Origin of the sequence: Kitasatospora sp. NPDC057738 (assembly GCF_042798815.1) — a bacterium.
In the GTDB taxonomy this organism is placed as follows: Bacteria; Actinomycetota; Actinomycetes; order Streptomycetales; family Streptomycetaceae; genus Kitasatospora; species Kitasatospora lactacystinica.
Genome location: NZ_JBHVJT010000051.1, coordinates 1 through 14,354 on the forward strand (window position 1 = coordinate 1; position 14,354 = coordinate 14,354).

At 72.5% G+C, this 14,354-nt stretch carries 12 protein-coding genes and 2 tRNA genes; 10 read left to right on the plus strand and 4 right to left on the minus strand.

Going from position 1 to position 14,354, the window contains the following annotated elements; all coding sequences use genetic code 11:
• Nucleotides 1-173: 173 nt before the first annotated feature.
• On the minus strand, nucleotides 174-2,768 hold the full coding sequence (pepN, locus tag ACFVGO_RS25670; protein ID WP_359914811.1) for an aminopeptidase N: 2,595 nt from the start codon (nucleotides 2,766-2,768) through the stop codon (nucleotides 174-176).
• 223 nt (nucleotides 2,769-2,991) lie between these two features.
• On the opposite strand from pepN, the gene ACFVGO_RS25675 reads away from it, so the two are divergent.
• The gene (locus tag ACFVGO_RS25675) at nucleotides 2,992-3,624 is read left to right on the plus strand and encodes a DsbA family protein (RefSeq protein WP_359914814.1); all 633 of its coding nucleotides are present in this window, start codon (nucleotides 2,992-2,994) and stop codon (nucleotides 3,622-3,624) included.
• Between the two features lie 138 nt (nucleotides 3,625-3,762).
• On the opposite strand, the gene ACFVGO_RS25680 is transcribed toward ACFVGO_RS25675, so the two are convergent.
• Complete coding sequence (locus ACFVGO_RS25680; RefSeq protein WP_359914816.1) at nucleotides 3,763-5,190, minus strand: amino acid permease; 1,428 nt, start codon at nucleotides 5,188-5,190, stop codon at nucleotides 3,763-3,765.
• A 266-nt stretch (nucleotides 5,191-5,456) separates the two neighbouring features.
• Here ACFVGO_RS25680 and ACFVGO_RS25685 point away from each other — a divergent pair, with 266 nt between their 5' ends.
• From ACFVGO_RS25685 to ACFVGO_RS25700, 4 genes are all read left to right on the plus strand, one after another.
• Nucleotides 5,457-6,056, plus strand: coding sequence for a biotin transporter BioY (locus tag ACFVGO_RS25685; protein ID WP_380353532.1), 600 nt, complete (start codon nucleotides 5,457-5,459; stop codon nucleotides 6,054-6,056).
• 116 nt (nucleotides 6,057-6,172) lie between these two features.
• Nucleotides 6,173-6,658 (plus strand): ribose-5-phosphate isomerase, encoded by a 486-nt coding sequence (locus ACFVGO_RS25690; protein ID WP_359914820.1) that lies wholly within the window; start codon nucleotides 6,173-6,175, stop codon nucleotides 6,656-6,658.
• Nucleotides 6,659-7,010: 352 nt separating this feature from the next.
• On the plus strand, nucleotides 7,011-8,237 hold the full coding sequence (locus ACFVGO_RS25695; protein ID WP_359914822.1) for a PP2C family protein-serine/threonine phosphatase: 1,227 nt from the start codon (nucleotides 7,011-7,013) through the stop codon (nucleotides 8,235-8,237).
• Nucleotides 8,238-8,715: 478 nt separating this feature from the next.
• Nucleotides 8,716-8,913, plus strand: a complete 198-nt coding sequence (locus ACFVGO_RS25700; protein WP_359914825.1) for a hypothetical protein — start codon at nucleotides 8,716-8,718, stop codon at nucleotides 8,911-8,913.
• A 33-nt stretch (nucleotides 8,914-8,946) separates the two neighbouring features.
• Here ACFVGO_RS25700 and ACFVGO_RS25705 read toward each other — a convergent pair whose 3' ends face one another.
• Nucleotides 8,947-9,738 (minus strand): DUF6348 family protein, encoded by a 792-nt coding sequence (locus ACFVGO_RS25705; RefSeq protein ID WP_380353536.1) that lies wholly within the window; start codon nucleotides 9,736-9,738, stop codon nucleotides 8,947-8,949.
• A gap of 190 nt (nucleotides 9,739-9,928) precedes the next feature.
• Between ACFVGO_RS25705 and ACFVGO_RS25710 the strand changes: the two genes are divergently transcribed.
• On the plus strand, nucleotides 9,929-10,486 hold the full coding sequence (locus ACFVGO_RS25710; RefSeq protein WP_380634303.1) for a hypothetical protein: 558 nt from the start codon (nucleotides 9,929-9,931) through the stop codon (nucleotides 10,484-10,486).
• A gap of 74 nt (nucleotides 10,487-10,560) precedes the next feature.
• Here the strand turns inward: ACFVGO_RS25710 and ACFVGO_RS25715 are convergent.
• Nucleotides 10,561-10,631 (minus strand) — tRNA-Gly (locus ACFVGO_RS25715).
• A 194-nt stretch (nucleotides 10,632-10,825) separates the two neighbouring features.
• Between ACFVGO_RS25715 and ACFVGO_RS25720 the strand changes: the two genes are divergently transcribed.
• The 4 genes from ACFVGO_RS25720 to ACFVGO_RS25735 all read left to right on the plus strand — a co-directional run bounded on the left by ACFVGO_RS25720 (nucleotide 10,826) and on the right by ACFVGO_RS25735 (nucleotide 14,204).
• Nucleotides 10,826-10,899, plus strand: a tRNA-Pro gene (locus ACFVGO_RS25720).
• A gap of 306 nt (nucleotides 10,900-11,205) precedes the next feature.
• On the plus strand, nucleotides 11,206-12,597 hold the full coding sequence (gene tig, locus ACFVGO_RS25725; protein ID WP_359914834.1) for a trigger factor: 1,392 nt from the start codon (nucleotides 11,206-11,208) through the stop codon (nucleotides 12,595-12,597).
• A gap of 268 nt (nucleotides 12,598-12,865) precedes the next feature.
• Nucleotides 12,866-13,486, plus strand: a complete 621-nt coding sequence (locus ACFVGO_RS25730) for an ATP-dependent Clp protease proteolytic subunit (protein WP_380353544.1) — start codon at nucleotides 12,866-12,868, stop codon at nucleotides 13,484-13,486.
• Between the two features lie 55 nt (nucleotides 13,487-13,541).
• A complete protein-coding gene (locus tag ACFVGO_RS25735) occupies nucleotides 13,542-14,204 on the plus strand; it encodes an ATP-dependent Clp protease proteolytic subunit (RefSeq protein ID WP_359914840.1) in 663 nt (220 codons plus the stop codon).
• The last annotated feature ends 150 nt before the right edge of the window (nucleotides 14,205-14,354 follow it).

Consider the following 14,354-nt stretch of genomic DNA (forward strand, 5'->3'; position numbering starts at 1 on the left):
CTGCTGTTCTGTCACCACCCCCTCCCCCCCCCACTCTCGCACCAACACCCCTCGTCCCCCCCCCTCCCCCGTCGCAACCCCCGGCCCCCCCCCCCCCCACGGCCGTTGCGGCGAAGGCCCTTGTGGCGTACGGCCGTTGCGGCGTACGGCCGGTCGGGCCCGGGGGCGGCCCGTCAGGCCCGGTCGCAGGCCTGCGCCCGCAGCGCGCGGGCCAGGTCGTCCCGGCGCTCCAGCACCAGACGGCGCAGCGCGGGCGCGGCCTGCGGGTGCCCGGCCAGCCAGGCGTCGGCCTCGGCCAGGGTCTGCTCGTCGGTCTGGGCGATCGGGAAGAAGCCGCCGACGATCCGCATCGCGATCTCGATGGTCCGGTCGGCCCAGATCCGCTCCAGCAGCTTGAAGTACGGCGCCGCGTAGAGGGCGCTCAGGTCGCGCTGGGAGGGGATCGAGAAGCCCGCGGTGTTGGCCTCGACCAGGGCGCTCGGCAGCTCGTCCGAGTCGATCACCGCCGACCAGGCGGCGGCCTTGGCCTCTGCGGTGGGCCGGGCGGCCAGGCACTGGGTGTGGTGCCGCTTGCCGCTCGCGGTGTTGTCGGCGGCCAGTTCGGCGGCCAGCTCCTCGTCGGAGGCCTGGCCGGACGCGGCCAGCGCCAGCCACAGCGACCAGCGCAGGTCCTGGTCGACCTCCAGTCCGTCGATCCGGGCGCTGCCGGACAGCAGGCCGCGGACCAGGCCGAGGTGCTCGGCGCCGCCGGCGGTCTGGGCGAGGAAGCGGGCCCAGGCCAGCTGGTGGTCGCTGCCGGGGACGGCTTCGCGCAGCTCGCGCAGGGCGCCGTCGGCGAGCAGCCGGCCGCCCTCGCCGCGCCAGGCCGGGTCCGCGTACAGGTCGACGGCGGTCTTGGCCTGGGCGTGCAGCGACTGGAGCACGCCGATGTTGCCCTCCTGGCCGGCGAAGCGCAGCACCAGGGCGACGTAGTCGCGGGCCGGCATCAGGCCGTCCCGGGTGAGGTTCCAGACCGCGGACCAGGTCAGCGCCCGGGCCAGCTCGTCGCGGATGTCGCCGAGGCCGGCGCGCAGGTTCTCCAGCGACTCCTCGTCGAAGCGGATCTTGCAGTAGGTCAGGTCGTCGTCGTTGAGCAGCACCAGCGCCGGGCGGGGCAGGCCGGCGGCCTCGGCGACGACGGTCCGGGCGCCGGTGACGTCCAGTTCGATCCGCCCGGTGCGGACCAGGGCGCCGTCGGCGTCCCGGTCGTACAGGCCGACCGCGATCCGGTGGGGGCGCAGCACCTCGCCGTCCTGGAGCACCGCCAGCTCGGTGATCCGGCCCTCGGCGTCGGTGGTGACCTGCGGGGTGAGCGAGTCGACCCCGGAGGTCTGGAGCCAGGCGGCGGCCCAGGCCTTGAGGTCGCGGCCGCTGGTCTCCTCCAGCACCTCCAGCAGGTCGCCCAGCTCGGTGTTGCCGAAGGCGTGGCGCTTGAAGTAGCGGCGGGCGCCCTCGAAGAAGGCCTCGGACCCGACGTACGCCACCAGCTGCTTGAGGACGGAGGCGCCCTTGGCGTAGGTGATGCCGTCGAAGTTGAGCTTGGCGTCCTCCAGGTCCCGGATGTCCGCGGTGATCGGGTGGGTGGTGGGGAACTGGTCCTGCCGGTAGGCCCAGGCCTTGCGCTGGTTGGCGAAGGTGACCCAGGCGGAGGAGTAGCGGGTGCGGGCGCCGATCAGGCCGTAGGAGCCCATGAAGTCGGCGAAGGACTCCTTCAGCCACAGGTCGTCCCACCAGCGCATGGTGACCAGGTCGCCGAACCACATGTGCGCCATCTCGTGCAGGATGACGTTGGCCCGGCCCTCGTACGCGGCGTCGGTGACCTTCGAGCGGAAGACGAACTCCTCGCGGAAGGTGACGCAGCCGGGGTTCTCCATCGCGCCGATGTTGTACTCGGGAACGAAGGCCTGGTCGTACTTGCCGAACGGGTACGGGTAGTCGAACTCCTCGTGGAAGAAGTCGAGTCCGAGCTTGGTGACGCCGAGGATCTCGTCCGCGTCGAAGTACGGGGCCAGCGACTGGCGGCACATCGCGGAGAGCGGGATCTCCAGCGCGGTGCCGTCGGCCAGCTCGCGGCGGTAGTGGTCGCGGGCGACGTGGTACGGGCCGGCGACGACGGCGGTGAGGTAGGTGGAGATCGGCTTGGTCGGCGCGAACTCCCAGGTGCGGCCGCCGTCCTGCGCGGCGGCGTCCTGCCCGGTGCCGTCCTGCTCGGTGACCTTCTCGTGCGGGGCGTTGGACCACACGTTCCAGGCGGCCGGGGCGGTCACGGTGAAGGTGAACGGGGCCTTCAGGTCGGGCTGCTCGAAGTTCGCGAACACCCGGCGGGCGTCGGCCGGCTCGTAGTGGGTGTAGAGGTAGGTCTCGCCGTCCACCGGGTCGACGAAGCGGTGCAGGCCCTCGCCGGTGCGGCTGTAGGCGCAGTCCGCCTCGACGGTCAGCACGTTCTCGGCGGCCAGGCCGTCGACGTGCACCCGGGCGCCGTCGTAGGCGGTGGCCGGGTCGAGGGCTCGGCCGTTCAGGGTGACCGAGCGGACGGCGGGGGCGAGCAGGTCGAGGAAGGTGCCGGCACCGGGCTGGGAGCAGCGGAAGGTGACGGTGGTGGTGGAGCGGAAGGTGCCGGCCGCCCGGTCAGGGGCCGAGGTCACGTCCAGCCGGACCCGGTAGCCGTCCACGGTCAGGATGCTGGCCCGCTGCTGCGCCTCGTCGCGGCTGAGGTTCTTGCCCGGCACGGCGGTACTCCTTTGTCCGGCTCGCACGGTGGTGCGCCTGTGGGTGGTGCGGTCTCGCGCGGGGTGTGCCGCGCGCGCGGGGTCATCCTTTCACGCCGCTCGCCGTCAGTACCATTGCACAGGCCGCCGCGTTCGCGCCGGAATCAGCGGCCCCGGGCGGGTGTTGGCGTTCCGGGGGTGGAACTCCTCCCTGCCCAGGATCGCCTCACGAAGGACACCACCAGTGACGACTGCCACTGAGCGCAAGACCGCCGACTTCTGGTTCGACCCGGCCTGCCCGTGGGCGTGGATGACCTCCCGCTGGATGGTCGAGGTCGAGCAGCTGCGTCCGGTCGACGTGCGCTGGCACGTGATGAGCCTGTCGGTGCTCAACGAGCACCGGGACCTCCCGGAGAGCTACCGGGAGCTGCTGGACAACGCCTGGAGCGCGGTGCGGGTCTGCATCGCCGCCGCGGAGCGGCACGGGCCGCAGGTGCTCGGCCGGCTCTACACCGAGCTGGGCGTGCGCTTCCACAACCAGGGCCTGCCGCAGAACCGGGAGACCATCGAGGCCGCCCTGGTGGCCGCGGGCCTGCCGGCGGAGCTGGCCGACGCGGGCGGCACGGACGCCTACGACGACGCCCTGCGCGCCTCGCACAAGGAGGGCATCACCCTGGTCGGCGAGGACGTCGGCACCCCGGTGATCGCGGTCGAGGGCGCGGACGGCGAGCGGGTGGCCTTCTTCGGCCCGGTGGTCACCCCCGCCCCGAAGGGCGAGGCCGCGGCCCGGCTGTGGGACGGCACCCTGCTGGTGGCCTCCACCCCGGGCTTCTACGAGATCAAGCGCACCCGCACGGCCGGCCCGTCCTTCGAGTGAGCCGTACGTAGTTCCCCGGAAACGCGGCAGGGCCCGGTACCGATCGGTACCGGGCCCTGGGGCGTGTCCTGCCGATCCTTGCCGGGTGCGCGGCGAAATCCACAGGACACGCCCTCGCCATGCATGGGGACGGGAAGGTCAGCGCAGGGCGGCGGCGTCCCGGCGCTGCTTGAGCAGCCCGGCGACGGTGAGCAGCGCGACCAGCACGCCGGCCGCGTACAGCTGGTCGCGGTTGCCCTCGGTGGTGGTCATCAGGGCGAGGATGGCGGCCACGGCGGCCATCGCGACCCAGGTGAGGTACGGGTAGCCCCACATCTTCACGGTGAGCAGCTCGGGCGCCTCGCGCTCCAGCCGGCGGCGCATCCGCAGCTGGACGACGCAGATGAACAGCCAGACCACCAGGATCGCCACGCCGGTGGTGTTCATCAGCCAGGTGAACACGGTGTCCGGCCAGAACTTGGCCGCCAGCACGGCGCCGAAGCCGAACAGGCAGGAGATCAGCACGGCTCTGCGCGGCACCCCGCCGCTGACCTTGGCCAGCGACTTGGGGCCCTGGCCGCGGCCGACCAGCGAGTACGCCATCCGGGAGGCGCCGTAGATGTTGGCGTTCATCGCGGACAGCAGCGCGACCAGCACCACCACCTGCATGATCGTTCCGGCGGCGGGCACCCCGAGGTGGCTCAGCACGGTGACGTACGGGCCGTCGGCGACGACCTTCGGGTCCTTCCAGGAGACCAGGGTGACCACCAGGGCCATCGAGCCGATGTAGAAGATCGCGATCCGCCACACCGCGGTGCGCACGGCGTTGGCGACGTTCTTCTTGGGGTCGTCGGACTCGGCGGCGGCGATGGTGACGGTCTCCAGGCCGCCGTACGCGAAGACCGAGGCGAGCAGGCCGATGATCAGTCCGTCGACGCCGTTGGGCAGGAAGCCGCCCTGGCCGGTGAGGTTCGCCGTGCCGGGGGCGCCGGGGCCGATCACCCCGGCGATGCCGAGCCCGCCGAGGACCAGGAAGGCGATGATCGCGGCGACCTTGATCGCGGCGAACCAGAACTCGAACTCGCCGAAGTTCTTCACCGCGGTGAGGTTGCTGGCGCAGAAGAAGGCCATGAACAGGCCGACCCAGACCCAGGCGGAGACGCCGGGGATCCAGCCGTTGACGATCTTCCCGGCGGCGGTGGCCTCGGCGGCGACGCCGCAGCAGAGCATCACCCAGTACATCCAGCCGGCCGTGATCCCGGCCCAGGGGCCGATCTCCTTCTCGGCGTGCACCGAGAACGAGCCGGAGGCGGGGCGGGCGGCGGACATCTCGCCGAGCATTCTCATGATCAGCATGACCAGGAGGCCGGAGAGCACGAACGCCAGGATGATCGCCGGGCCGGCGGCCGCGATGCCGGCGCCGGAGCCGACGAAGAGGCCGGCGCCGATCACGCCGCCGAGGGCGATCATGGACAGGTGGCGCTGCTTCAGGCCGTGCGAGAGCTGCTGACCACCCGACGCCGGGCCTGCGGCCGGCTGGGTGCCGGTGGGGGTCCCGGTCGCCGTCGGGGCGGAAGTGGGGGCCATAGGGGTGGTTCCAGACTGTGCGGTATGCGACATGAGCTGTCCAATATCCGGCGGCACCCCTGTCCATGCCAAGAATGTTCGATTCGGGCCCACCATGCGGACCCTGCCGAAACCTACTGTGATCATGCTGTGACCAGGAGTTGTTCCGGTCCGGTTCCGACAATGCCCGAGGGCGGGGGTTTGTCCGAAACCGTGCCGTTCGCCCAGTGGATCACCGCGTAGGTTCACAGGTGTTCACTCACCTGGACTCTCACGGAGGAGCCCCGATGGCCACTGCCACCACCCCGATACCGCGCCGCACCGTCCTCGCCGACCTGCTGCCCGCCGCCTCCACCCGCCTCGGCGCCCAGGCCCGCGACCTGGCCCTGGTGGCCGGCGGCGCCGCGCTGACCGGCCTGGCCGCCCAGCTGTCGGTGAACGTCCCCGGCTCGCCGGTGCCCGTCACCGGCCAGACCTTCGCCGCCCTGCTGGTCGGCACCGCGCTCGGCGCCCGCCGCGGCGTCGCCTCGATGGTGCTCTACCTGCTGGCCGGCATGGCGGGCCTGCCCTGGTTCGCCGAGGGCACCTCGGGCTGGGCGACGGCCTCCTTCGGCTACGTGATCGGCTTCGTCCTCGCCGCCGCCGTGACCGGCGCGCTGGCCCGCCGCGGCGCCGACCGCACCCCGGTCAACACCGCCGTCACCATGGTCCTCGGCAGCCTCGCCATCTACGCGGTCGGCGTCCCGTACCTCGCCCTGTCGCTGCACGTGCCGCTCGCCCGCGCCGCCGAGCTCGGCCTCTACCCGTACCTGGTCGGCGACGCCGTCAAGGCCGCCTTCGCCGCCGGCGCCCTGCCGCTGGCCTGGAAGCTGCTCGGCCGGCGCTGATCCGCCCGGCGGCCCGCGTCGCCCGGCCGCCCCGCGCCGCCGTCCCACCCCGCCGCCCCACCCGGTCGGCGCCCCCGTTGTCGGGCCCGGGCGCACGCGCATGCCACACTCATGGCATGCGCGTGTACCTGGGCTCAGACCATGCCGGATACGAACTGAAGAACCACCTCGTGGAGTGGCTCAAGGGGGCCGGCCACGAGCCGGTCGACTGCGGGCCGCACATCTACGACGCCGAGGACGACTACCCGCCGTTCTGCCTGCGTGCCGCCGAGCGCACCGCCGCCGACGAGGACGCCCTGGGCATCGTGATCGGCGGCTCGGGCAACGGCGAGGCGATCGCCGCCAACAAGGTCAAGGGCGTCCGGGCCGCGCTGGCCTGGAGCGTGCAGACCGCCGAGCTCGGCCGTCAGCACAACAACGCCAACGTGATCTCCATCGGCGGCCGCATGCACACCCAGGAGGAGGCCACCGAGTTCGTCGAGGTCTTCCTCAAGACCCCGTACAGCGGCGAGCCCCGGCACACCCGCCGGATCGAGATGCTGAGCGAGTACGAGACCACCGGCGAGCTCCCGCCGATCCCGGCCCACCACCCGCAGGGCTGATCCCGCCACCCACCCTCCCCGACGGCCGGCCGCACGCTCCCGTGCGACCGGCCGTCGCCGTGTCCGGACGCCCCCGGACGCCCCGGGACGGCCCCGGACCTCGCCCGACGGGCCCGCGGCGGCCCGCTCCGCCTGTGGGATCGGCCACAGGCACCGGCGCTCGGACACCCCCGTACGCGGGGCGCGCACGCCGCCCGCACGGTTCCGTACGCCCAACCGGCGTACGCCTCCTGACGGCACGCCCGCAACCCCGCCGATCGGCCGAAACCCGCCGGGCGCCCCGCGCTCCGGCGCCCGCGCCCGCCCCCGGCCCGTCGACGCCGGGCCGTGCCCGTGGATAGGGTCGGACCCCATGGCTGGCAGAGCGCCGGGCACACCGCCCCAGACGACTGCGACGAGGCCCGGCGCCGCCACGGCGTCCGAGTCCGTGACGGCCCGGTTGCGCAAGAGGGTCCGCCGGGTCCGCCGAAGGCTGCGCACAGCCGGTGTGGACTACTTCCGCGGCGGCGCCGCCGACTGGCCGGTGCTCTGCGCGCTCGCCCTGCTCGTCCCGCTGCTGATCCTGCTCAACATCTGGATGCCCGACTGGGCCCCGCCCACCTCCCTGGTCCTGCCGATCCTGGCCGGCGCCCTGCTGCTGCGCCCCGGCAGCCTGGTGGTGCTCTACGCGCTGGCCGCGCTCGGCCTCTCCTCCGAGTCCGTGATCCACACCGGCCAGCGGGTCGCCAGCGACAACCCCGAGGCGTACATCTACGGCGTGACCCCGGGCGCGGCCCTGGTGGTCGGCGCCGCCGGGGTGGGCGGCCTGCTGCTCGCCCAGTTCCGGGCCCGGGTCGGCGTGCCCTGGTGGGGCGGCTCCACCATGCTGTTCGACCTGCGCGAGCGGCTGCGGGTGCAGAGCCGGGTGCCCGAGCTGCCGGAGGGCTGGCACGCGGACATGGCGCTGCGCCCGGCCGGCGGCCAGTCCTTCTCCGGGGACTTCGTGGTCGCCGCCCGCACCGGCCCCGGCCAGCGGCTGCTGGAGGTGGTCCTCGCGGACGTCTCCGGCAAGGGCATGGACGCAGGCTCCCGCGCGCTGCTGCTCTCCGGCGCCTTCGGCGGCCTGGTCGGCTCGCTGCCCGCGCACGACTTCCTGCCCGCCGCCAACGGCTACCTGCTGCGCCAGTCCTGGGAGGAGGGCTTCGCCACCGCCGTCCACCTGGTGCTGGACCTGGACACCGGGGAGTACGAGCTGCTCTCGGCCGGGCACCTGCCGGGCATGCAGCGGCTGGCCGGGGAGGGGCGCTGGGAGGTCAAGCAGGCCGAGGGCCCGCTGCTCGGGATCTACGACGGCGCCAAGTTCGAGGGCGTGCGCGGCCGGCTGAACCGGGGCGACGTGCTGATGCTGTGCACCGACGGCATGGTCGAGGCCCCGGGCCGGGACCTCGGGGAGGGCATGGACCGGCTGATGGGGGAGGCGGACCGGCTGGTGCCCGGCGGCGGACCCGGGACGGGTACGGGCACCGCGGCGGCGCTGATCGAGACGGTCGCCCGGGACATCAACGACGACCGCGCCGTGCTGCTGCTCTGGCGCGACTGACGGCGCCATCGGGGCACATGCCAAGGGCAGCCGCCGCTGTCAAGCCCGGCAGCTGATCTTCGGCCAATTCGCAGGCCCCGTCGACGGAGCGGACCAGCGGCTTCCGTTCCCCGCCCCCGGCCGTTTTCCGGCCGCTCAGCACGGCCCCGCCGACGATTCGTCAGGACGGCTCCGCTATCGTCCCGGTCGGCGGAAACTCGTCTCGCATCGCAGGATATCGGCGTTGGGCTGACTTTCAGACCTTTACGCAATCGGCACGGTCGACCACACTGAGTCCGGGCGGGACTGTTCAGGATTCGGGGGATTGGGGGCGTCACGTGCGGCACGACAGACAGCGGTCGACTGCGGGCTCCCTCGCCGGCGCTGCGCCGGACGGTCCGCGATTCCGCCTCGGGACCGTCGGACAGGCCGGGGTCCGGCTTTCGCAGGTGCCGCCGGGCGGCGGCACCCCGCTATGAAAACGAGGAAGTGAGTCCGGGTGGCACTCTCCGTCTCCGCACTGGTCCTGTTCGCGATCCTGTGCATCATCTTCATCCGCAACAAGCAGATGAAGATCCCGCACGCGATCGTCGCCGCCCTGTTCGGCTTCATGCTCCACGAGACCACGGTCGCCGGTTCCATCAACTCCCTGCTGGCCAACCTCGCGCACAGCATCTCCGGCATCACCGGCGGCTGACCCGGCCGGGCCGTCCGCACCCTCGCCCAGGGGTCACCGGTCGGCCCGTCTGGCCTCCCGCCAGCGAGCGAACAGTCCCCGGGGGCGCGCCGCCGCCGGGGCCGGGGCACGCATCGGCGCGGGTGCCACCGCACCCGCCGGCGTGTGCTGCCCCGATGCCGTCGGTTCGGCCGTCAGCAGCACGAACAGCCGTGCCCAGCACAGCCGTTCGCCCCGCGGCCAGTCCAGCGCGCGCAGCGCCGCCGACGCCGCCTCCGACACCTCGCCGCCCACCCGGACCTCGGCGACGTCGTCCCCCGCCTTCCCGCCCAGGAAGAGCTTGACGCCCACCGGCCCGGGCCCGGTCAACCCGGCGCGCAGCGCGGGCGCCAGCGCCGGCAGCACCCGGTGCTCGGCGAGCCAGCCCGCCAGGTGCTCGTTGCCGAAGCCGAACACCGCGGCCGGCCCCTGCACCGCGTGCCAGCCCGGGAGTCCGGGCAGGGCCGGGCGGTCGGCGCGGATCCCGCGGCCCCCCGCGACCTCGACCAGCACCGGGGCGGTGGTGGTCGCCCACATCTTCACCGCGTTGGCGAGCTTCTCCTCCTCGGTCTTGCCGAGGCCTGCCGCGCAGTCCCACACCACCGGGGCGTCCGCCCGGCCCAGGTGGAGCACGAAGCCGAGGTCCACGTGCCCGGCGCCGTCGTCCCCGGGGTGCTCGCGCACCGCCACCGCGGTGGTGCCGGGGCCGCGGACCACCTCGCCGTCCGGGCGGAACACCTGGCCCAGTCGCGCCATCTCCCGGACCACACAGCGCTGAATGACGGCCAGTCGCTCCTGCGGATGCACCGGGACTCCTCCACCTCGGGAGCGCGGCGGCTGAGCTCGCGCTCGAACTGCGCTCGAACGCCGCCGAGGCTATCGGCCCGACAGCCCGCCGGGAAACCATGCGGACCCCGCGGTCCTCCGGTCGCGGAATTGTCCTGGATGCCCCACTTTGGGCAGCGGAACCTGAAGGCCGTCCGCCCGGAGGACCCGCATGCCCCGCACCACCGCCCCGCCCCCGCCCGTCCTCCTCGCCCCCGGGCCGCCGCCGTTCGGCCCGGCCGGCCCCGGGCTGGTCGCCGAGATCGAGGCCTACCTCGCCTCGCTGCCCGCCCCCGCGCGCACCCCGGTGCCGTACGTCTGCCCCCACGGCAGCGTCCTGCGGCCCTGGCAGGCCGGCCACCCCGAGCCCCGGGCCACCCTGCTCGACCGGGCGCTGGGCCGGCCCGCGCGGCCCGTGCCGGTCGGCGCGGCCGACCACCTCCGGCTCGCCTCCCGCTACATCGGGGCGCACGGCTGGCTCCAGGGCGCGATGTGGGACGCGGCCGGCCGGGTCTGCCTGCTCGGCGCGCAGGCCGCCGTCCTGGCACACGGCTACGGCACCCCGGACACCGTGCGCACCGCCCGGGTCCAGCTGATGGAGGTGCTGCGCGCCACCGGCCGCCCGGCGCGCTCCCCGGACGAGTACAACGACCGCCCGACCACCCGGGAGGGCGACGTCCACCAGCTGCTGGACCGGGCCGCCGCCCGGGCCGCACGGCTCGGACTCTGAGGCGGAAGGGGCCGCGGCGGCCCGGGGAACGCCGACGGCCCCGGTGCGCTGGGCGCACCGGGGCCGGATCGGAGAGCGGGCGACGAGAATCGAACTCGCGTGACTAGTTTGGAAGACTAGGGCTCTACCATTGAGCTACGCCCGCACGACGCTCCCAGCCGTCACCGGCCGGAAGTCCGGGGGACAGCGTACCTGGTCCGGCCGCCCGAGCGCACGCCCCCTCGCCCAGCGCCCTGCGTGCACCCCCTCGCGCCCGCGCGGTATATGTCGCGGTCGCGCCCGCGCGGAACAACTCGGCGAGCCGTGCAGGCCCGGCGTGTACGCTTCCTCTCGGCACCACGGGGTGTGGCGCAGTTTGGTAGCGCGTCCGCTTTGGGAGCGGAAGGCCGTCGGTTCGAATCCGGTCACCCCGACAGTGCGGCAGGGTCTCGCCCGACGGGGGCGGGGCCCTGTTCTGTGTGGGAGCTCCCCGGCGGCGGTACGGTGGCGCCTGGCGTCCGCCTTTCGTGGTACCGGTAGGATGGGGCGCTGGCGGTAGTCCCTGTGGCGTCCACCCAGGTCAACCGCACGAGGGCGAGGAGTCAAGCTCACCGTCCACCCCACGGGAGATGCAGCTCCAACCGCCCATCGCCCGTCTCGTCCGACCCCCCTTCCGGCTCCGGCCGGGCGATGGGGACGGGCGGAGACAACCTGACCGCAAGCCCCTAGGAGACCTAACCGTGAAGAGCGCCGTCGAGACTCTGAACCCGACCCGGGTTCGACTCACCGTCGAGGTGCCCTTCGAGGAGCTCAAGCCCAGCCTCGACGCGGCGTACAAGAAGATCAACCAGCAGGTCTCGGTCCCGGGCTTCCGCAAGGGCAAGATCCCGAACCGGGTCATCGACCAGCGCTTCGGCCGTGGTGCCGTGCTGGAAGAGGCCGTCAACGACGCCCTGCCGCGCTTCTACACGCAGGCCGTCGACGAGGGCAAGATCGAGGTCCTCGGACAGCCCGACATCACCAACATCGAGGGTGTCGAGAAGATCGCCGATGGCGGCGACCTGAAGTTCACCGCCGAGGTCGACGTCCGTCCGGAGGTCACCCTGCCGGAGTTCTCCTCCATCGAGGTGACCGTCGACCCGATCGTCGTCTCCGACGAGGACATCGAGAAGTCGCTGGAGCAGCTGCGCGAGCGCTTCTCCTCGGTCAAGGACGTCGAGCGCGCCGCCGCCGAGGGCGACATCGTGGTCGTGGACCTGGTCGCCAAGGTCGACGGCGAGGTGCCGGACGACGGCACCGCCAACGGCGTCAGCTACGAGATCGGCTCGGGCCGCCTCATCGACGGCATCGACGAGGCCGTCGTCGGCCTGTCGGCCGGCGAGGAGAAGACCTTCGAGACCGAGCTCAAGGGTGGCACCCAGGCGGGCAAGACCTCCGAGGTCACCGTCACCGTCACCGCCGTCCAGGAGAAGGAGCTGCCCGAGCTGGACGACGAGTTCGCCCAGCTGGCCAGCGAGTTCGACACCCTGGAGGACCTGCGCGCCGACTCCCGCAAGCGCCTGGAGCGCATGAAGGAGTACGACCAGGCCACCCAGGCCCAGGAGAAGGTCCTGGACGCGCTGCTCGCCCTGGTTGAGATCGAGTACCCCGAGAAGCTCCTCAAGGACGAGGTCGAGACCCGCAAGCACAACGTGGAGCACCACCAGCTCCAGCCGATGGGCCTCTCCCTCGACGCCTACCTGGAGACCCAGGGCAAGACCGCCGAGGAGTGGGACGCGGAGATCGAGGAGCAGGCGAAGAAGGGCATCAAGACCCAGTTCGTCCTGGACCAGATCGTCGCCGACGAGGAGCTGGGTGTTAACCAGGAGGAGCTGACCGAGCACCTCATCCGCCGCGCCGCCGGCTCCGGCCTCACCCCGGACCAGTTCGCCCAGCAGGTCGTCCAGGGCGGCCAGGTTCCGCTGCTGGTCGGCGAGGTCGCCCGCGGCAAGGCGCTGGCCACCGTGGTCGAGGCCGCCAAGGTCGTCGACACCGAGGGCAACGAGATCAACTTCGACGACGAGGACGAGACGGCCGAGACCGTCGAGGCCGCCGCCGAGGAGACCTCCGCCGAGGAGAAGACCGAGGCCTGAGCGCCCCGGTAGCCCCTCCAGGCTGCAGCGGGCCCGGACGCCGGACGGTGTCCGGGCCCGCTGTCGTCCCCGCCCGCGACCACCGCGACCCTGCGCTCACAGCGAACAGTTCTGCGTGAGGGATTCTGCGGCCCGGCCTGCGCGTTAGGGTCCTTGGACAGCACCAATCACGACGTGATACCCGGAAGCTGTGCGACATCGTGACGGCCGTGGAGCGACCGTCCAAACCGACTGAGCAGGTGGCTAAGTGACGTTCCCGCAGATGCAGATGCCTGGCCCGATGGCGCCGCACGCCGCCGCTGGTGACGTGCTCGGCGGCCTTGGCGACCAGGTCTACAACCGGCTGCTCAACGAGCGGATCATCTTCCTCGGCCAGGCGGTCGACGACGACATCGCCAACAAGATCACCGCGCAGCTGCTGCTGCTGGCCGCGGACCCGGACAAGGACATCTTCCTCTACATCAACTCCCCGGGCGGCTCGATCTCGGCCGGCATGGCGATCTACGACACCATGCAGTACATCAAGAACGACGTCGTCACCATCGCGATGGGCATGGCGGCCTCGATGGGCCAGTTCCTGCTCACCGCGGGTGCCCCGGGCAAGCGCTTCTCGCTGCCGAACTCGACCATCCTGATGCACCAGCCCTCCGCGGGCCTCGGCGGTTCCGCCACCGACATCCGCATCCAGGCCGAGCAGCTGCTCCGCACCAAGAAGCGGATGTCCGAGCTGATCGCCCACCACAGCGGCCAGTCCTTCGAGCAGATCACCGCCGACTCCGACCGCGACCGCTGGTTCACCCCGGAGGAGGCCCTGGAGTACGGCCTCATCGACGCGATCATGCACAGCGCCGCGGACGTCCCCGGCGGCGGCGGCACGGGCGCTGCCTGAGCCTCGGCCCGGCCCGCGAGACCACAGCCCCAACGCCCCGGAGGACAAGGACCCCATGAACATCCCCAGCCTGTCGGCCGCCAAGGCCCGCGTCGAGGACATGCGCGCCGAGGGCCGCTACATCGTCCCGCGCTTCGTCGAGCGCACCACGCAGGGCATCCGCGAGTACGACCCGTACGCCAAGCTGTTCGAGGAGCGCATCATCTTCCTCGGCTCGCAGGTCGACGACGTCTCGGCGAACGACATCATGGCGCAGCTGCTGTGCCTGGAGTCGATGGACCCGGACCGCGAGATCCAGATGTACATCAACTCGCCCGGCGGCTCGTTCACGGCCCTGACGGCCATCTACGACACCATGCAGTACGTGAAGCCGGACATCACCACGGTCTGCATGGGCCAGGCGGCCTCCGCCGCGGCCGTGCTGCTCGCCGCCGGCACCCCCGGCAAGCGGATGGCGCTGCCGAACGCCCGCATCCTGATCCACCAGCCGTACACCGAGACCGGCCGCGGCCAGGTGTCCGACCTGGAGATCCAGGCCAAGGAGATCTTCCGGATGCGCGAGCAACTGGAGGAGATGCTCTCCAAGCACTCCAACCGGACGGCGGAGCAGGTGCGCGACGACATCGAGCGCGACAAGATCCTGACCGCCGAGGAGGCCGCCGAGTACGGCCTGATCGACCAGATCATCTCCACCCGCAAGACCTCGCTGACCTCCTGAGGTCGGCGCCCTCCCGGCCCGCCCCCGGGTCGGAGGGGCCGTCGGGGGGGGGGGGGGGGGGACGGGGGGGGAGCCCCCCACACCCACCCAAGGGGCACAACAAAGCAACCCCTGTGCCTTCCACCTCCCCCCCACCCCAAAAGACAACGC